The organism is Amycolatopsis sp. NBC_01286, assembly GCF_035982555.1.
Classification (GTDB): Bacteria; Actinomycetota; Actinomycetes; order Mycobacteriales; family Pseudonocardiaceae; genus Amycolatopsis.
The window spans coordinates 1,592,290-1,610,451 of the sequence record NZ_CP108428.1 but is presented as its reverse complement, the minus strand read 5'-3'; the positions used below and the strand labels follow the sequence as shown (position 1 = coordinate 1,610,451).

Below are 18,162 nucleotides of genomic sequence, written 5' to 3'. Positions count from 1 at the left end.
GCAGCCTTGCCCACCGGGCATTTCGCCTGGAAGATCGGCGAGTGGACACCCCTCAGCAGCCCCCGCCGCCCGCCACGACGCCGCGGCGGAAGCGGGCTCTCCTCGCACCTGGGCTCTACGCGCTGGCCACCGTGCTCATGGCCGGCGGGCTGTTCCTGCCGCTCTTCCGCGCCGTGTACCCGCTTTCCCAGCTGCAGGCCGGCGCCATGGCCGTCATCACGACGTCGGCGTGGGGGACCCGGATCGAGTTCACCGCGCAGGAGTCCCTCGCCCGGCCCAGCGCGCCCTTCGGCTTCCCGATCATCGTGATGGTGGTGCTGCTCGCCGCCGCGACGAGCCTCCTCCTGGCCCGCCGGCGCCTGGGCGGGTGGCTGGGCCAGGTGGGCGTGGTCTTCGCCGCCGGCGTCGTCCTCACCATCGAGGTGGTCGGCCTCGGCCAGGGGGCGCGTGCGGACTACGGCAGCATCGACCTGACCACCGAGCCGGGCATGTGGCTCCTCATCGGCGGCACGCTGGTGGCCGCGGCCGCGGCGGTGCTGACCCACCGCGCGGCCGGCCACCGCGGCGCGGACTGGGCCGACCCGGCGGTGGCCTACGCCGACACGGACACCCCGCCGTCGGGGTTCGCGATGCCGGCGGTCCAGGCGCTCGACGGGGTCTCGATCACGGTCCTCCCGCCGGAAGCGCCGCCCGAGCGACCGGGGCGCTGAACCGGAGTTTCTTGCCGATACCGGATCCGGCGCGGAAGATCGCAGAGTGGACAGATCGCCGCAGGACCCGAACCCGCCAGACCCGTCCGACGGGCCGCGGCCTGCGGAGCCGTCCGGAACGCCGGAACCGGCGCGTCCCGGGTCACCGCGGCCTGCGGAGCCGGACGCCCCCGCGTCGCCGCTGGCCTTCCCGGTGGAGACGTCGGGGTCCGCGACGGGGGACTTGTTCGGCCCGGCCGATCCCGAGGCGGTGAAGCCCCCGGCAGAGCGACCGGCGGCGGAGGGGTCGCCCTTGGCGTTCCCCGTCGAGGCGCCCCGGCCCGAACCGGCCGGCGCCTTCCCGGTCGGAGCGCCGCAACCGCAGCTTTCGCTGTCCGACAGCCAAAGCCCGCCCACCGAGCCGGTCCCGGTCGCGATCCTGCCCGGCTCGCCGCCGGCCGCGCCCTCGGCACCGGCCGAGACGCCCGCTCCGGAGTCCCCGAAACCGGCCACCGGACCGCCGCGGGTGCTCGCGCCGCTCCTCGTGGTGCTCGGGACGTTGCTGGTCCTCGGCGCGAGCTTCCTGCCGCTGCTCCGGATCGAGCAGCACGTGACACCCCAGCAGACCTTCTTCACCCCCAAGCTGGTCTTCACCCAGTCCGCCTGGAGCAGCCAGGTCTCCGCGGAGGGCAACTACTCGATCGACCAGCCCGCGGCGCCCGTCGGGATCCCGATCGTGATCGCGGTCGCGGTGCTGGCGGCCGCGGCGGTCTTCAGCTTCACGAGACGGTCCGGCCGGCTTGGTGCCCGGCTCACCGTGATCGGGGCGAGCTTCGCCGCCGGCGTCGCCGCCACCATCGGGATGAGCGCCTTCGGGTTCTCCTCCGGTCTCGGCGACGAAGGCCTGGACGTCAGCCTCGGCCTCGGTCTGTGGTCGCTGATCATCGGTGTCGTCCTCGCCGCCGCGTCCGCGGTGCTGGGCCACCTGACGCCCGCCGAGCCGAGCCCGGCCTGGGCGGACCCCGGCGCCGCCTACGCGGACACGCCCACCCCGCCCTCCGGCATCGCCATCACCGTGCTGCCGCCGGAGGATCCTGAGCGCCGTTAACCGCTCGCCGCCGTCGTTACGGTGGACGTGGAGGTGGTCGTCGTGCAGGTACTGGTCTTCTTCGGCGCGTCGGTGCTCGTCGCGCTTACGCCAGGGGCGAACAACCTGCTCGGTCTGCACCACGGCATGACGCACGGTGTTCGCCGCGGGCTCGCCGGACTGGTCGGCAGGCTGGTCGCGTTCACGCTGTTGATCACGGCCGTGGCGGCCGGGCTCGGGCAGCTGCTCGCCGCCTCCGAAACCGCGCTCACGATCATCAAGTGGGCCGGGGCCGCCTACCTGCTGTGGCTCGGATCGCGCCTGCTGTGGTCCACGATCCGCCGTCGTGACGACGCCGGCGACGACGCCGAAGCGGCCGAGCAGCCCGCCGTGCCGATGTCCGCGTGGCGGGTCGCGCGCAAGGAGTTCGGCGTCGCGATCACGAACCCGAAGGCCATCCTCATCTTCACCGCCTTCGTCCCGCAGTTCATCGAGCCAGCTCACGGGCCCTTTCCGGCGCAGATCGCGCTGCTGGGCGGGGTGTACCTGCTGGCCGAGTTCCTGGCCGGCTCGGCCTACGTCGGCGTCGGCGCCGCGGTGAAGTCGATCAAGCCGTCGCCGCGCGCGCGGCGCAACGTGGACCGCGGCACCGGAGTGGTCCTGGTCGGCCTCGCCGGCGTCCTCGCGACGGCCGGTTCCTGAGCCGGAAAGGGCCCGGATCCACCATGATCACGGCCCGGTGTGTCAAGGAATACAGCCAAGTCGCCGAAGTGGATCAACCCGCCGGAGCAACCTTGGTACGGAAAACGCACACGCACTGCGGACACGCCCTGTGAAGCTGTTAGAGTCGGCGACACGCTTCGGGACGAGTGTGCCCCGAAGCGTTCCTGGCTTGCGTGCCAGTAGTGCTGTGTTCCCGCCGGCCACCCGTGCCGGCCAAGCCGATCGTCGGTTAGGACAGCCGACGACGCCGAGGAGGTCCCCCGCGTGCTCAGCGCCTTCCGCTCGGCTCTCGCGACGCCGGATCTACGCAAGAAGATCCTGTTCACGCTAGCCATCGTCGCGGTCTACCGAATCGGTGCGACCATTCCGGCCCCCGGGATCTCGTACGGAGCCGTTCAGGCGTGCAGCTCCCAGGCGCAGCAGGAGGGCGTCTACCAGCTGCTGAACCTGTTCAGCGGTGGTGCGCTGCTGCAGTTGTCGCTCTTCTCGACCGGCATCATGCCGTACATCACGGCGAGCATCATCATCCAGCTGCTGACCGTCGTCATCCCTCGGTTCGAGGAGCTGAAGAAGGAAGGGCAGTCCGGCCAGGGCAAGCTGACCCAGTACACCCGGTACCTGACGGTCGCGCTGGCGATCCTGCAGGCCACGGGTGTGGTCGCGCTCGCGGACCGCAAGCAGCTCTTCCCGGACTGCGACTCGCCGATCATCCCGGACAACAGCGTCTACTCGCTGGCGATCATCGTCATCACCATGACCGCGGGCACCGCCGTCATGATGTGGCTGGGTGAGCTGATCACCGAACGCGGTGTCGGCAACGGCATGTCCGTCCTGATCTTCCTGAACATCGCCGCGCGCATCCCGGTCGAGGGCGGCAACATCCTCAGCAACGCGGGTGGTCTCGGCCTGACGATCGTCTGCGTCTTCGGCTTGGTGATCATCGCCAGCGTCATCTTCGTCGAGCAGGGGCAGCGCCGGATCCCGGTGCAGTACGCCAAGCGCATGATCGGCCGCCGGATGTACGGCGGCACGTCGACCTACCTGCCGATCAAGGTGAACCAGGCCGGCGTCATCCCGGTCATCTTCGCGTCTTCCCTGCTGTACCTGCCGGACCTGATCAGCCGCCTCGTCGGCGACCAGAACGCCAACTCCGGCTGGCAGGTCTTCATCAAGAACTACATCGTGAACCAGTCCAGCTGGGTGCACATCGCGCTGTACTTCGCCCTGATCATCTTCTTCACGTACTTCTACATCACGATCACGTTCAACGTGGACGAGCGTGCGGATGAGATGAAGAAGTTCGGCGGGTTCATCCCGGGCATCCGCCCGGGCCGGCCGACCGCGGAGTACCTGAGCTACGTGCTCGGCCGGATCACCCTGCCGGGCTCGCTGTACCTCGGTATCATCGCGATCCTCCCGAACTTCTTCCTGTCGTTGACCGGTAGCGGGAACAACCAGAACTTCCCGTTCGGTGGCACGGCTGTGCTGATCATGGTCGGTGTCGGGCTCGACACCGTGAAGCAGATCGAAAGCCAGCTGATGCAGCGCAACTACGAAGGGTTCTTGAAGTGACGCGGCTGGTTCTCGTGGGTCCGCCCGGCGCGGGCAAAGGTACGCAGGCGGTGGCGCTGTCCGAGCAGTTGCGGATCCCGCACATCTCGACCGGCGACCTGTTCCGCGCCCACGTCGGCCAGGAGACCCCGCTCGGCCAGGAAGCCAAGCGCTACCTGGACTCGGGCGAGCTCGTGCCCGACTCGGTGACGAACGAGATGGTCCGCGAGCGGCTCGCGGAGCCGGACGCGAAGGCCGGCTTCCTGCTCGACGGCTTCCCCCGCAACACCAAGCAGGCCGAGGTCCTCGGCGAGATCCTCGGCGAGGCGGACGCTTCCCTCACCGCGGTGATCCAGCTGCAGGTGCCGGAGGACGTCGTCGTCGGCCGCCTCATGTCGCGGGGCCGCGCGGACGACACCGAAGACGTCATCCGCCGCCGTCAGCAGATCTACGTGTCGGACACCGCGCCGCTGCTCGAGTACTACGCCGGCATCCTGGTGACCGTCGACGGCGTCGGCAGTGTCGAGGAGATCTCGGACCGCGTGCTGAAAGCGCTGCGCGACCGCACGTGAATCTCGGAGGATTGCGTGTTCTGCAAGTGCTCCGGCGTGGGCGCATGATCGAGGTCAAGACCCCGGGCGAGCTGCAGTCGATGCGGGCCGCGGGGCTCGTCGTCGCTCGTACGCTCGCCGCCGTCCGCGCCGCCGCGGTCCCGGGGGTCAGCACCGCCGAGCTCGACGAGCTCGCCGAGCAGACCATCCGGGACGCCGGCGCGGTGCCGTCGTTCAAGGGCTACCACGGTTTCCCGGCGTCGATCTGCGCGTCGGTGAACGAGCAGATCGTCCACGGCATCCCGGCGAAGACCCAGGTCCTCGCCGACGGTGACCTGATCTCGGTCGACTGCGGCGCGATCCTCGACGGCTGGCACGGCGACTCCGCCGTCACGCTGGCCATCGGGGAAGTCGCGAAGGCCGACCTGGCGCTGTCCGCGGCGACCGAAGCGGCGATGTGGGCCGGGATCGAGGCGGTCAACGCCGGCGGCCGGCTCACTGACATCTCCTACGCCGTCCAGTCGGCCGCCGAGCGCGCGGCCAAGGACGACGGCATCGACTACGGGATGATCGTCGAGTACGGCGGTCACGGCATCGGCCGCCAGATGCACATGGATCCGTTCCTGCCGAACGTCGGCAAGCCGGGCAAGGGCCCGCGGCTGAAGCCCGGCATGGCCCTGGCGATCGAGCCGATGCTCACCGGCGGTGGCGGCGAGACCCGCGAGCTGGACGACGGCTGGACGGTCGTCACGGCCGACGGCTCCCGCGCGGCCCACTGGGAGCACACGGTGGCGATCACCGAAGACGGCCCGTGGGTGCTTACGGCTCCGGAAGACGCCTGACCTGCGCGTTCACCCGTCGGTGTTGATCATCCGCACGGCGACCTGCGCCTTCTTCTAGCATGGTTACCCCCGGTTTGGGGGTCGCGACACGGGTTGCGTACACTGTCAAGTCGGCGCACTTATCGCGCCCGGATCCTGCGCGTTCGTGAATTCACGGTACTGGGACTCGGGCACGAGTGTGCCGACGTTGCACACCAGACAGGCACTCGTGCTCATCTGATCACTCTGTGTAGCGACAGGCAATGCTGACAAGGAAATGCGGAGGACATGGCGAAGAAAGACGGGGCCATCGAGGTCGAAGGCCGCGTAGTCGAGCCGCTCCCCAACGCGATGTTCCGCGTCGAGTTGGAGAACGGTCACAAGGTCCTGGCACACATCAGCGGCAAGATGCGGCAGCACTACATCCGCATCCTGCCCGAGGACAGGGTTGTCGTGGAGCTCTCGCCCTACGACCTCTCTCGTGGTCGCATCGTCTACCGCTACAAGTGATCACGAGCAGCTCAGAAGCAGGAGAGCAGAAGACGTGAAGGTCCAGCCGAGCGTCAAGAAGATCTGCGACAAGTGCAAGGTGATCCGCCGTCACGGCCGGATCATGGTGATCTGCGAAAACCTGCGGCACAAGCAGCGGCAGGGCTGATCGCCCGCACTCGACCAGAGTGGATTGACGGCTACACAACCTCCCCGCACCTGCCGGGTCACGCGAGTGATCCGGTTCACCCCCGGACTTCAGGCCGGGGCCGGGACACCCGAAGCGCGAGCCGAGGGCACGACAGGCGAGTCGGTCCCGGAACCGGACGGGGAGCAGACCTGAGGATGAATTCTAAGAAGGAGCATCAACGCCAATGGCACGACTCGCTGGCGTAGACCTCCCCCGCGAAAAGCGGTTGGAGATCGCGCTTACCTACATCTACGGCATCGGCCGTACCCGCTCGAAGCAGCTCATCAAGGCTGCCGAGCTCAACGCGGACACCCGCGTCAAGGACCTCAGCGATGACGACCTCGCGAAGCTGCGTACGTACATCGAAGAGAACTTCAAGGTCGAGGGTGACCTTCGCCGCGAGGTGAACGCCGACATCCGTCGGAAGATCGAGATCGGGTGCTACGAGGGCCTTCGCTGGCGTCGCGGACTGCCCGTCCGCGGTCAGCGCACGAAGACCAACGCCCGTACCCGCAAGGGTCCGAAGAAGACGGTCGCCGGCAAGAAGAAGGCTGGCAAGAAGTGAGCGTCCAGGGCAAGAAGGTCGTGCAGATGGGCGGCGCTCAGCGTCGCGGCTCGGCCTGTGTCTCGCCCAAGGCGCTCTACGCCCGCCCGATGGCGCTCCGCAACCTGTACACCGACGCCGGTTCGATCATCCGGCGCGGACAGGCCGAAGCGGTCGCCGCTCACCAAGAGAACGCGCGCTAACAGGAGAACCCTCAGAACATGCCACCGAAGTCTCGTACCGCGGCGGGGACCAAGAAGGTCCGCCGCAAGGAAAAGAAGAATGTCGCGCACGGTCACGCGCACATCAAGAGCACCTTCAACAACACCATCGTCTCGATCACGGACCCGACCGGTGCCGTGATCGCGTGGGCGTCGAGTGGACACGTGGGCTTCAAGGGCTCGCGCAAGTCCACCCCGTTCGCCGCGCAGATGGCCGCCGAGAACGCCGCCCGCAAGGCTGCTGAGCACGGCATGAAGAAGGTCGACGTCTTCGTGAAGGGCCCGGGTTCGGGCCGCGAGACGGCGATCCGCTCGCTGCAGGCGGCCGGCCTCGAGGTCGGCACCATCCAGGACGTGACCCCGCAGCCTCACAACGGCTGCCGCCCGCCCAAGCGGCGCCGGGTCTGAGGAACGGGGAGGAGTAAGAAGAAATGGCTCGTTACACCGGCCCCGCGACGCGTATTTCGCGTCGCCTCAAGGTTGACCTCATCGGCGGCGACCAGGCTTTCGAGCGTCGCCCCTACCCGCCGGGCCAGCACGGCCGCGGGCGCATCAAGGAGTCCGAGTACCTCCTGCAGTCGCAGGAGAAGCAGAAGGCTCGCTACACCTACGGCGTTCTCGAGCGCCAGTTCGTCCGGTACTACAAGGAAGCCGTCCGGCGTCCGGGTAAGACCGGTGAGAACCTGCTGCAGATCCTCGAGTCCCGTCTGGACAACGTGATCTACCGCGCCGGCATCGCCCGCACCCGCCGTCAGGCGCGTCAGCTGGTGAGCCACGGCCACTTCCTGGTCAACGGCGTCAAGGTCAACGTCCCGTCCTACCAGGTCTCGAAGTGGGACATCATCGACGTGCGGCCGAAGTCGTTCACGATGCTGCCCCTGGTCGTGGCCAAGGAGTCCTACGGCGACCGCCCGATCCCGGCGTGGCTGCAGGTCGTTTCGTCGAACCTCCGCGTGCTGGTCCACCAGCTGCCGGAGCGTGCGCAGATCGACGTTCCGGTTCAGGAACAGCTGATCGTCGAGCTTTACTCGAAGTAATCCGGCTTCCGGGCCGGTTACGGGCGGCGGCGCCCACAGTGCGCCGCCGCCTCGCCATCCCTTCGACGTCATATGGCGGGCGTCGTCTGGAAAGGAACAAGGAAGAATGCTGATTTCCCAGCGGCCGGCTCTCGGCGAAGAGACGGTCAACGAGACCCGTTCCCGGTTCACCATCGAACCGCTGGAGCCCGGCTTCGGTTACACCCTCGGCAACTCGCTGCGGCGCACACTGCTGTCGTCCATCCCGGGCGCGGCCGTGACGAGCATCCGCATCGACGGCGTGCTGCACGAGTTCACCACCGTTCCGGGGGTGAAGGAAGACGTCACCGACATCATCCTGAACCTCAAGGAGCTCGTGGTGTCCTCGGAAGAGGACGAGCCGGTCACCATGTACCTGCGCAAGCAGGGCCCCGGTGAGGTCACCGCGGCCGACATCGTGCCGCCGGCCGGCGTCACCGTGCACAACCCGGACCTGCACATCGCGTCGCTGAACGGCAAGGGCAAGCTCGAGATCGAGCTCGTCGTCGAGCGCGGCCGCGGTTACGTTCCGGCCCTGCAGAACAAGCAGGCGGGCGCGGAGATCGGCCGGATCCCGGTCGACTCGATCTACTCGCCGGTGCTGAAGGTGACCTACAAGGTCGAGGCCACCCGTGTCGAGCAGCGCACCGACTTCGACAAGCTGATCCTGGACGTCGAGACCAAGCCGTCGATCACGCCGCGCGACGCGGTCGCGTCGGCCGGCAAGACGCTGGTGGAGCTGTTCGGTCTCGCCCGCGAGCTGAACGTCGACGCCGAGGGCATCGAGATCGGCCCGTCGCCGCAGGAAGCGGACACCATCGCCGCCTACGCGATGCCGATCGAGGACCTGGACCTCACCGTCCGGTCGTACAACTGCCTCAAGCGCGAGGGCATCCACACGGTGGGCGAGCTGGTCTCGCGCTCCGAGGCGGACCTGCTCGACATCCGCAACTTCGGCGCCAAGTCGATCGACGAGGTCAAGCTGAAGCTCGTCGGTCTCGGCCTCGCGCTGAAGGACAGCCCGCCCGGGTTCGACCCGACCGCGGCTGCCGCCAGCTACGACGGTGAAGGCTGGTCGGAGGGTGTCGGTGGCATCGCCGACGGGATTTCGGACGGCCACGACGATGGCCAGGACTACGCAGAGACCGAGCAGCTCTAGGGCTCTGTGCCTGGACGCTGCGAGCTGAACTAGTAGGAGAACCAATGCCCACCCCTACCAAGGGAGCCCGGCTCGGCGGATCAGCCGCGCACGAGCGGCTGATCCTGGCCAACTTGGCCACGCAGCTGTTCGAGCACGGCAAGATCACCACCACCGAGGCGAAGGCGAAGCGGGTCCGCCCGCTGGCCGAGAAGCTGATCTCGAAGGCGAAGCGGGGCGACCTGCACAACCGCCGTCAGGTTCAGCGCGTCGTCCGTGACAAGGACGTCGTCCACAAGCTGTTCGCCGAGATCGGTCCGCACTTCGCGGAGCGTCCCGGTGGTTACACCCGGATCACCAAGACGATGGCCCGCAAGGGCGACAACGCCAAGATGGCCGTCATCGAGCTGGTGAACGAGAAGACCGTGACGAGCGAGGCCGAGCGCGCGCGCAAGACCAAGTTCGCCAAGGACGAGAAGCCGGCCGCCGCTGTCGAGGCCGCCCCGGCCGCCGAGGAAGCCGCTTCGGAGGCTCCCTACGGTGAGGGCAGCCACGCGCCGCTCGAGGACGGGACGCAGCCCGAGGGCTTCCCGATCAAGGGCAACGACGAGTCGAAGTACTACCACACCGAGGAAAGCCCGTACTACGAGCAGACCAAGGCCGAGGTGTGGTTCGCCACCGCCGAAGCCGCGGAAGCCGCGGGCTTCTCGCTGCCGCCGTCGCAGCAGGACGACGAGTCCTGACGACGGAAGCCGTTCCGAACGAGCCCGCCATCCCCACTGGGGACGGCGGGCTCGTTCGTCTGCGCCTGGACGTCTCCTACGACGGCACGGACTTCTCGGGCTGGGCCCGCCAGCCGGGCCGCCGCACGGTCCAGGCGGAGCTGGAGGAGGCCCTGCAGCGCCAGCCGCCGGGCGCCTCGGTGCCCAAGTCGGTGGTCGTGGCGGGCCGCACGGACGCCGGGGTGCACGCGGCCGGCCAGGTGGTGCACGTCGACGTCGTGCCGCTGGCCCCTTCGGCGTCGAGCCGGGTCCCGGTCTCGGCCGCGGGCATCCCGGACCTGACGCGGATGGCCGGGCGCTGGAACCGCCTCCTGCCGGGCGACGTGCGCGTCCTGGGCGCCCGCGTGGCCCCGGTGGGTTTCGACGCCCGGTTCTCGGCGGTCCGCCGCCACTACCGCTACCGCGTCTCGGACGCCCCCTGGGGCGTGGACCCGTTGCGCCGCAACGACACGCTGGCCTGGAACCGTCCACTGTCGACGGACGCGATGAACGCCGCGGCTTCGGCGCTGCTGGGCCTGCAGGACTTCGCGGCGTACTGCAAGCAGCGCGACACGGGCACGACGATCCGCGAGCTGCAGCGCCTGGTCTGGCGCCGGGTGGACGAGCACCTGCTGGAGGTCGAGGTCTCCGCGGACGCGTTCTGCCACTCGATGGTCCGCAGCCTGGTCGGAGCCCTCCTCCTGGTGGGCGACGGCCGCCGCGGGCCGAGCTGGCCGGGCGAGGTCCTGGCGAGCGGCGTCCGCGACAGCGCGGTGGCCCCGGCCCACGGCCTGACCCTCACAGCGGTCGACTATCCGCCGGACACCGAACTGGCCGCCCGAGCCGAGCAAACGCGCAACGTCCGCACCTCGCCCTGAAAGCCGTGAATGCCACATTGAGGGACCCAGAGTCCCTCAATGTGGCATTCACGGCTTTCAGATAGCGCTTGGTGCAGGAACGCCGTGAGGGGCACCTTCAGGGAAGCTGAGTCCCTGAAGGTGCCCCTCACGGCGTTCCTGAGAGCGGAACCTCAGTCGCCGCGGCGGACTGGGCCCAGGAGCTGCTGTTCCTTGCCCGTCGTCACCAGCCTCAGCGGTCGCCACAAGTTGCGGCCCAGGGCTACCACCTGGTCGTCCTTCAACGTCGTCAGCTGGCGCATCATCTGCGGCGGCAGGCGCCAGATGCGGGCCGCCAGCTCGGCCTGGCCGGCGGGGAGGCGCTGCATCAGCACCAGGTCCGCCGCGTTCGCCGTCGCGCCCGCCTGGGGGTGCAGGTACGGGAGGACGTAGATCGTCGTCTGCCACGGCGACCTCGGCGGGAACAGGTCCTGCGGAGTCGGGCCGCCGTCGGTGACCACCAGCAGCGGGGCGTCCTCCGACGGGCGGGGCAGCTCGACCGGGGACAGCCGGCGGATCTGGACCAGCGGGGACGGCCGGCCGTCGCGGCTGCCGGCCGCGCGGGACAGCACCTGCCACTCGGTCGGACGGCCCGTGGCCACCACGACCCACGCGCCGACGGCCATCGCGCGCATCGCCACCTGGCGGGCCAGGTACAGCCCGCCCACCAGCACGATGCGGGTCGGCGTCGAGCGCAGGGCCGAGATCGTCAACGGCTCGCCCTTGAGGCCCGAGCCGAGCACGATGCCGCCGCGGTCACCCGACGGGCTGATCGCGTCGAGCATCGCGGGGTCCACGGTGAACTCCGGCGCCACACCGGTGTTCTGCCCGGCGTCGCGGAGACGGGAAGTCATGCCGTACCTCCGATCGGCAACGTGGCGGCGAGCGCGGAGACCTGCAGCCCGCGCAGCGGCGTCAGAACCACGCCCAGCCGCTCGGACAGGCCGTGCAGCCGCTGGTCGGCGGCGTCGAGCTCACGCGGGTTGCGCGCGCTGAGCCGGACCACTCCGCGCAGGCCGATCTTGCCCTCGTCCGACGCCGGTGAGATGGACATCGCGACCGTCGCCGACAGCGCGCGGACGCTCGTCAGCGCGTTGAGGCTGCCGGTGATCTTGCCCTTCGGCCAGCCGGTGATCGCGTAGCTCGCGTGGCCGATGCCGGCCGCGGTCACGCCGGACCACCGCTCCTGCAGCATCACCTTGTCCGGCGAGCCGGCGACCGACGTCAGCTCCGCGGCGGAAATGCTCGCGCGCAGCAGTTCGTCCGGGTCGAGCGGCCGGGTCGGGACGCCTTGGGACTCCAAGGCGTTGCGCACGCGGGAAAGCGCGCCGATCAGCGCGCGGTGGGCGCCGACGACGCCGCCGCCGCGCTCCCGGATCGCCGCCGGGCAGCGCTTCGGGTCCAGCCGGATCGCGACCCACGTCGTCCGCCGCGCCGCCGCGGGCAGCGGGCCGAGCACCTCCATGTAGGAGCTCAGCGCGGGCGAGTCCGACGGCAGCGCCGCGCTGCCCGGGTAGCAGTGCCAGATCATCTGGATGGAGTCGAGGACCACGCCGCGGTCCTCCAGGCACGGGGCGAGCGCCGCGAGCGGCAGGCTCGGCGCGTCACCGGCCTGGGTGATCATCGCCGGGGTGGGCTCGACGAGCAGCACGGCCGTCCAAGAACCGTCGTGCCAGGCGAGCCCGACCTGCTGGCGCTCGTGGTCGACGCCGTGCGCGACGACGAGGTCCGGGACGGCGATGCGGAGCAGGTTCACGCGGGCGTCGTCCGCGCCGGTCACCGCGGTCTCCTCGGCCGCCATCGCCTCGACGCTGCTCGGCGGCAGCGGCTCGGCGACGCGGTCGTGGGACCGGAAGGAGTACCGCATCGTCAGGCCGACCCACTGGGTGAACCAGCGGCCGCGCCAGCGCAGCAGCGCGACGATCAGGGCGGCCGCGAGGATGCCGATCCCCACGTACTTCAACGACATGTCGATGGCGAGCAGCACCAGCCCGACCGCGAGACCGACCTCGAGCACGACGAGGTTCGCCACGGGGAGCGGGCCGAGGTTCACACCCGAGGACCGGCGCCGCGCGGGCGGGGCCATCCGGGTCGCGCCGGCCGGGGTACTGGCCGGGCCGTCGGAGTCACCGGGCCCCTGGGGTCCGCCGGGACCGCTGGGTCCACCCGGTCCACCTGGTCCACCGGGTCCGCCAGGCCCACCGGGACCTCCCGGGCCGCCGGGTCCACCGGGTCCGCCCGGGCCACCGGGACCGGGACGACCCGGTCCGCCGGGGCCACCAGGGCCGGGACCGGGTCCGCCGGGGCCGCGAGGGGGTCCGCCGGGGCCACCACCGGGCCCCTGGGGGCCGCCGGGTCCGCCACCGGGGCCACCCGGCACCCCGCCGGGTCCGCCAGGGCCACCGGGAAGGACGTTGGGGCCGGTCGGTCTGCCCGGACGAGGCGGCGGGCCGGGGCGTCCCTGACCGGGCGGCGGGGGCCCGGGCGGGCCAGGCGGACGTGGAGGGTTGGTGACGGACATCCGCGCTTTCTCTTCCCCTCGTGCTTGCTGCGTACCCGGAAGCCGGGTCCCGGGGAGTCCGACACTAGCTTGAGTTGGTAGAAACCCCACACCAGACGGTCCCCGTACGGCTATCCTGCGGAACCGTACCGCGACGGGGAGAGCTGTAGGTCGAGAATGCCATCAACACCCACGACTAAGTCTCAGGTTCAGGCGTACAAGTTCGTCCTGCGCCGGATGCAGTCGGCACTGGTCCGGCGTGATGCCGTGATGCTGCACGACCCGATGCGCACCCACACGAGGGCCACGATCGTCGGTGTTGTGCTCGGCGCTCTCGGCGCCATCGTGTTCGTCGTCTGGGGCCTGCTCAGCCCGGCGCCGTCGGTGCCCGAGGCCGGCGGCATCGTGATCGGTGAGCAGTCCGGCACGGTCTACGTGGTGATGGGCAACCCGAAGATGCTCGTCCCGACCTTCAACCTCGCGTCCGCGCGGTTGTTGCTGCTCGCCCAGTCGAAGCAGTCGTCCGGGGCGGCCGGCGGCAACAGCGTGGCGGCGCCGGCGGCCGCGGCGAGCCCGGCCGCTGTGAAGAATCCCACGGTCGTTTCCGATGAACAGCTGAAGAACATCCCGCGCGGAAAACTGACCGGAATTCCCGACGGCCCGCAACTGATTCCGGGGGATTCGCAGCGGACTTCCGCGAATTGGGCCGTCTGCGACCAGGTTCAGCTCGATCCTTCGCTGCCGCAGCCCGACAGCGTGAACAAGACCAACACCTACGTCTTCGGCGGAATCGCGCCGAGCGCCCTCGGTACCGAACTGGGGGACAAGGAAGCGTTGCTCGCGGCGGCGGACAACGGCAAGACGTACCTGATCTACCGCCTGCCGAGCACGCAGAACCGCCCCAACGCCAACACCGTGCGCGCCGAGATCGACACCGGCGACTCGCACAACGCGGTCTCGACGGCCCTGCAGCTGAACCAGAAACCGCGGAAGATCACGCAGGGGCTGCTGAACGCCATCCCCGAGGTCGCGCGCCTGACCCCGCCGGTGATCGCGGACGGCAACGCGCCGGCCGACTTCGACGGCCTGTCCGCGGGCGACGTCTTCTCCACGCAGCCGACCGGTGCCCAGCCGCAGTACTGGGCCATCACCACGGGCGGCATCCAGCAGGTGTCGAACGCGGTCGCCGACGTCATCCGCGTCGCGAAGCACGGCAGCGCGAGCCGGATCCAGATCCTCGGCCTCGACAAGCTGTCCGGCGTCCGCGTCCTGCAGCCCACCGACCCGGACTACATCAAGGTCGACGACTTCCCGCGCACGGTCCCGACGGTCCTCGACGCGACGAAGAACTCGGCGGTCTCGTGCCTCGGCTGGTCCGTGGTCGGCGAAGGCGACAACCGCGACGCCCACACCTCGGTGTACATCGACACCCAGCTGCCGGGCCAGAACAGCCACGGCGACAAGTTCAGCACGATCAAGGTCACCACGCCCGGCCCGAACCGCGTGCCGGTCAACGGGTTCTACCTGCAGCCCGGGTTCGGCGCGGTCGTCCAGTCCGCCACCGGCAAGGCGAGCTTCGGCAAGGGCTCGATCCAGCTGATCTCCGACCGCGGCATCCGCTACAGCGTCCCGGACGCCGCGACCGCGGACGCGATCGGCCTGAACAACCGGCAACCGGCGCCGGAGTCGATCATCGGCCTGCTGCCGACCGGTGCTTCGCTGAACACGCAGGACGTCCTGCGGGAGTTCGACTCCGTGCCGATCGACCCGAACGCCGGCTCGTTCCCGACGCCCGGCCCGCAGCCGGGCAGCTGAGCGGAACCATCGGGCCGCTCTGCGCGTCACACACGCTCGGATGGTCTTTTCGCGAGCGGAGGTGCCGTGGCCGGCTTGAGGATGGACGGCGTTGTCGTCGCCGAGTACGCCAAGACGGCTGAGGAGGCCGCAGCCGACCTGGATTCGGCGGCGGCCGAGGTGGGCGGCGAAGGCGTTTCCGACGAGTCCTACGGCGCCCTGGGGGCGCAGATCGGCCTAGGTGCGTCGTACGGCCGCGCGGCCGGGGCGTTGCGGCAGCAGCTGGCCGACGGCGCCGAGGCGCTGCGGTCGGCCGCGGAGGCGCTGCGGCACGTCACGGTGCGCCACAGCGACCACGACGCCCAGGCCGCGGAGCTGATCAAGCGCGCCGGGAGGCTCGAATGATGTTCGCCGAACCGGAAGCGTCCACCGCTTCCATCCCGCACCCCCTGGCCAAGCGGACGGCCGTCCCCGCGGCGGCACCCGCCATCACCTTCGGGCCGGAAGCGGCGGGCGACGACATCGCCGCCGCGGCCGAGCCGTACCTGTCGTACCTCACCGACCTTTCGGGGCAGCTCGGGCTGATCGACCCCGTCGAGACGTACTTCCGCCCGCTGATCGGCCGCTGGGGCGACCTCGGTGCCGAGGCCGGCCGGTTGCGCCGGGCGGCCGCCGCGGCGGCCGAGGTGTCCGCCCGGCTCGACGACCGGCTCGGCCGCCTGGACGGCGGCTGGGAAGGCCGGGACGCGGACGCGTTCGTCGCGTACATCCGCGAGATCGGTGCCGCGGGCGGCGACCTCCAGGAAGCGCTGACCGTCCTCGCCGGCGCCCTCGACGACCTGGTGACGACCCTGCGCCACGTCGTCGTCGACCTCGTCGAAGTGCTGGTGGACGCGGCGGAGCTGGTGTCGGAGTCGATGACGCTCCCCAGCGGCGGCACCCGGCGGGCGCGGACGCAGCTGCGGGAGACGCAGGAGTCGGCGAAGGGGCTGTACGAGACCGCGCGCGACGTCCTGGAGGCGTTCGACCGGCTGTGCGACGGGGTCGACGACCCCGACGTCGTCACCCGGAGCGTCGAGATCAACCACCGGTACCCGCAGGACCGGTTTCGGTTGCAGGACACGGAATCCGGCGCGACGGCGGTTTCTTCGACGGGTTCGACCGGTTCGGATTCGGGCTCGGACTCCGACGAGGTCATGACGGCGTCGTCGGCGGAGGACAGCAAGCACACCGACTCCGGCCGGCCCGCGGACGCGGCCGTCCCGCAGGCGCCGGTCGCCCCGGTCGCGGCGGACACCGCGGACCACAGCGCGTCGGGCATGCCGATGATGCCGATGATGGGCATCGGCGGCTTCGGCGGAGGCGGCGGCCAGGCTCGCCGCCCGTCGAAGAACCGGCCGATGATCAAGTCGTCGGAGCTGCTCGGCGAGCCGGACCTGGTCGCCCCACCGGTGATCGGCGAGGACGAGACGACGCCGAAGCCCAAGCCGCCCGCGCAGTAGCTCCGGCGGTCAGCGCACCGGGCCGGTGGGCTCCGGGCGGTTGCGGCGGATCGTGCGCATCACGAAGAGCGTGATCAGCAGGGCCACCAGACCACCACCGGTACCGGCCAGGGCCACGATCATCGGGGTCGAGCTGCGGTCGTTGGCCGGGGGGAGCTGGGCCATCTGCGGGCCCGGGTCCGACGCCACGACCCCGACCTCCGACGGCAGGCTCTGCGTCAGCGCCGCCACCGGGTCGATCACGCCGGCGCCGACGAACGTGTCGCGCCCGCCGGGGGCGGCCGGGTGCTGGGACGTCTCCTTGATCCGGTTGACGACCTGCTTCGCGTCGAGGTCGGGGTACTTCGCCCGGACCAGCGCCGCCAAGCCGGCGACGTAGGGTGCCGCAAAGCTCGTACCCTGGATTTCGCTGGCTTTGTCGCCGCTTTCGAACGTCAGGTTCGCCAGTCCCGCCGACCCCTCGGCGGGGTCCAGGGAGATGATCTTCGTGCCGGGTGCCGCGACGCCCACCCAGGGTCCGTGCACGCTGAACGGCGCCACGCTGCCGGTCTCGTCGATCGCGCCCACGGACAGCACGTCGTCGGCGAACCACGGCGGCGTGACGATCGTCTTGGGCTTGCGGGTGTCCGCCTGGTCGTTCTGCAGGCAGGTGTCCGTCGCGTTGCCCGCGGCGGCGATGACGACGATGTTCTGCGACGCCGCGAAGTGCACGGCCGCCTGAACCTGCTGTTCGCCTTCGGTGATCGACCCCGTCGCGGTGCGGCAGTTGTCGACCGACATGTTGATGACACTGGCTTCGTGCCGCTGGGCGATCCCGTGGATGATCTCGGCCAGCGTCTTGAGGGTGCCCGCGGTGCCGGGCTTCTCCAGCTGGCGGCCACCGTTGGTCTGCCCGGGGGTGGTCCCATCACCATCGCCGCCGCCGCTGCCACCTCCGTTGCCGCTCGGGGGGAGCGAGCTCTCGGAGCCGGACGGCGGGTTCGTGCTCGACGACGGGGTACCGCTGCTGCTGGCCGGCGGGGTCGACGACGGGGGAGTCGTGTCGGGCTCGTAGTTCTCGCTCAGCTGGCGGTAGGACACGATCGTCGAGTCCGGGGCGACGCCGACGAACCCGACCTCCGGGTCGTCCGGCTTGCCCGCGATGATCCCGGCGACCTCCGTGCCGTGCCCGTCGCAATCCTCGAGACCGTCGGGCTGTCCCTTCGACGGTTTCGCCACGTACTCCCCGCCGGACTCGAGCCGGTTCTGGAACCACGGGTGCCGGGTCACGCCGGTGTCGATCACCGCGACCCGGATGCCGCCTCCGGCGCTGCCGGTGGCCGCCTTGACGATCTCCTGCGCTTTGGCGATCTGCAGGTAGTCCTGGCCCCACGGCCGGGTCTTGAGCACGATGTTCTGCCCGAGGACGGCGCGCTGGACACAGCCCTTCGTCGGCTTGTACGCCTTGTCCGGCTTGCGCTCGTCCGGGATCAGCTTGCTGTCGTCGACCGGCGGCGGGGTCGCGTAGTAGCCGTCCGCCGGGGCCGTCTGCGCCCACACCGGCAGCGCGACGCCGAGCGGCGCGAGCACGCCGATGGTGCCGGCCAGCAACGCCGTGGTCGTTCGCCGGGTCGCGCCGAAGCGGCGTCCTGCAGCCATCCGAGATTCACC

At 70.2% G+C, this 18,162-nt stretch carries 21 protein-coding genes; 18 read left to right on the top strand and 3 right to left on the bottom strand.

All coding sequences use genetic code 11. The features are described from left to right. The first annotated feature begins 41 nt into the window (after positions 1-41). The 15 genes from OG570_RS07630 to truA all read left to right on the top strand — a co-directional run bounded on the left by OG570_RS07630 (position 42) and on the right by truA (position 10,698). Entirely contained in the window at positions 42-710 is a 669-nt protein-coding gene (locus OG570_RS07630) for a hypothetical protein (RefSeq protein WP_326956074.1), read from the top strand. Positions 711-1,002: 292 nt separating this feature from the next. Continuing rightward, positions 1,003-1,797: a hypothetical protein gene (locus OG570_RS07625; protein WP_326956073.1), complete on the top strand. Its 795-nt coding sequence runs from the start codon at positions 1,003-1,005 to the stop codon at positions 1,795-1,797. Between the two features lie 21 nt (positions 1,798-1,818). Continuing rightward, entirely contained in the window at positions 1,819-2,478 is a 660-nt protein-coding gene (locus OG570_RS07620; protein WP_326956072.1) for a LysE family translocator, read from the top strand. A 285-nt stretch (positions 2,479-2,763) separates the two neighbouring features. Beyond that, positions 2,764-4,071, top strand: coding sequence for a preprotein translocase subunit SecY (secY, locus tag OG570_RS07615; protein WP_247060542.1), 1,308 nt, complete (start codon positions 2,764-2,766; stop codon positions 4,069-4,071). After that, entirely contained in the window at positions 4,068-4,622 is a 555-nt protein-coding gene (locus OG570_RS07610; RefSeq protein WP_247060543.1) for an adenylate kinase, read from the top strand. The genes secY and OG570_RS07610 overlap by 4 nt, the downstream gene beginning before the upstream one ends. Before the next feature lie 44 nt (positions 4,623-4,666). Next, positions 4,667-5,443 carry a type I methionyl aminopeptidase gene (gene map / locus OG570_RS07605; protein WP_326956071.1) on the top strand — a complete coding sequence of 259 codons (777 nt, stop codon included), beginning with the start codon at positions 4,667-4,669 and terminating at the stop codon, positions 5,441-5,443. A 267-nt stretch (positions 5,444-5,710) separates the two neighbouring features. After that, positions 5,711-5,932, top strand: coding sequence for a translation initiation factor IF-1 (gene infA / locus OG570_RS07600; RefSeq protein ID WP_004558881.1), 222 nt, complete (start codon positions 5,711-5,713; stop codon positions 5,930-5,932). A gap of 34 nt (positions 5,933-5,966) precedes the next feature. Next, on the top strand, positions 5,967-6,080 hold the full coding sequence (gene rpmJ / locus OG570_RS07595; protein WP_004558882.1) for a 50S ribosomal protein L36: 114 nt from the start codon (positions 5,967-5,969) through the stop codon (positions 6,078-6,080). A gap of 205 nt (positions 6,081-6,285) precedes the next feature. Next, on the top strand, positions 6,286-6,666 hold the full coding sequence (gene rpsM, locus OG570_RS07590) for a 30S ribosomal protein S13 (protein WP_004558883.1): 381 nt from the start codon (positions 6,286-6,288) through the stop codon (positions 6,664-6,666). Next, a complete protein-coding gene (locus tag OG570_RS07585; RefSeq protein WP_020643221.1) occupies positions 6,663-6,848 on the top strand; it encodes a hypothetical protein in 186 nt (61 codons plus the stop codon). Before rpsM ends, OG570_RS07585 begins: the two co-directional genes overlap by 4 nt. A gap of 18 nt (positions 6,849-6,866) precedes the next feature. Next, a complete protein-coding gene (gene rpsK, locus OG570_RS07580) occupies positions 6,867-7,274 on the top strand; it encodes a 30S ribosomal protein S11 (protein WP_247060546.1) in 408 nt (135 codons plus the stop codon). A 23-nt stretch (positions 7,275-7,297) separates the two neighbouring features. Then, positions 7,298-7,903 carry a 30S ribosomal protein S4 gene (rpsD, locus tag OG570_RS07575; RefSeq protein ID WP_247060548.1) on the top strand — a complete coding sequence of 202 codons (606 nt, stop codon included), beginning with the start codon at positions 7,298-7,300 and terminating at the stop codon, positions 7,901-7,903. Positions 7,904-8,009: 106 nt separating this feature from the next. Next, entirely contained in the window at positions 8,010-9,080 is a 1,071-nt protein-coding gene (locus OG570_RS07570) for a DNA-directed RNA polymerase subunit alpha (RefSeq protein ID WP_004558887.1), read from the top strand. 44 nt (positions 9,081-9,124) lie between these two features. After that, a complete protein-coding gene (gene rplQ, locus OG570_RS07565; RefSeq protein WP_442788253.1) occupies positions 9,125-9,802 on the top strand; it encodes a 50S ribosomal protein L17, sunset domain variant in 678 nt (225 codons plus the stop codon). A gap of 65 nt (positions 9,803-9,867) precedes the next feature. Next, positions 9,868-10,698 carry a tRNA pseudouridine(38-40) synthase TruA gene (gene truA / locus OG570_RS07560; protein ID WP_326959924.1) on the top strand — a complete coding sequence of 277 codons (831 nt, stop codon included), beginning with the start codon at positions 9,868-9,870 and terminating at the stop codon, positions 10,696-10,698. A 152-nt stretch (positions 10,699-10,850) separates the two neighbouring features. Here the strand turns inward: truA and OG570_RS07555 are convergent, their stop codons facing one another. Both OG570_RS07555 and eccE read right to left on the bottom strand, forming a co-directional pair. Beyond that, positions 10,851-11,570 carry a hypothetical protein gene (locus tag OG570_RS07555; RefSeq protein WP_247060552.1) on the bottom strand — a complete coding sequence of 240 codons (720 nt, stop codon included), beginning with the start codon at positions 11,568-11,570 and terminating at the stop codon, positions 10,851-10,853. Beyond that, positions 11,567-12,802, bottom strand: a complete 1,236-nt coding sequence (gene eccE / locus OG570_RS07550; RefSeq protein WP_326946024.1) for a type VII secretion protein EccE — start codon at positions 12,800-12,802, stop codon at positions 11,567-11,569. Before eccE ends, OG570_RS07555 begins: the two co-directional genes overlap by 4 nt. 591 nt (positions 12,803-13,393) lie before the next feature. Between eccE and eccB the strand changes: the two genes are divergently transcribed. The 3 genes from eccB to OG570_RS07535 all read left to right on the top strand — a co-directional run bounded on the left by eccB (position 13,394) and on the right by OG570_RS07535 (position 16,512). After that, positions 13,394-15,031 (top strand): type VII secretion protein EccB, encoded by a 1,638-nt coding sequence (gene eccB, locus OG570_RS07545; RefSeq protein ID WP_326956070.1) that lies wholly within the window; start codon positions 13,394-13,396, stop codon positions 15,029-15,031. 66 nt (positions 15,032-15,097) lie between these two features. Further along, on the top strand, positions 15,098-15,415 hold the full coding sequence (locus tag OG570_RS07540) for a hypothetical protein (RefSeq protein WP_326956069.1): 318 nt from the start codon (positions 15,098-15,100) through the stop codon (positions 15,413-15,415). Further along, complete coding sequence (locus tag OG570_RS07535; RefSeq protein ID WP_326959922.1) at positions 15,415-16,512, top strand: WXG100 family type VII secretion target; 1,098 nt, start codon at positions 15,415-15,417, stop codon at positions 16,510-16,512. Before OG570_RS07540 ends, OG570_RS07535 begins: the two co-directional genes overlap by 1 nt. 9 nt (positions 16,513-16,521) lie before the next feature. On the opposite strand, the gene OG570_RS07530 is transcribed toward OG570_RS07535, so the two are convergent. Next, complete coding sequence (locus OG570_RS07530; protein ID WP_326956068.1) at positions 16,522-18,150, bottom strand: S8 family serine peptidase; 1,629 nt, start codon at positions 18,148-18,150, stop codon at positions 16,522-16,524. Positions 18,151-18,162 lie beyond the last annotated feature (12 nt).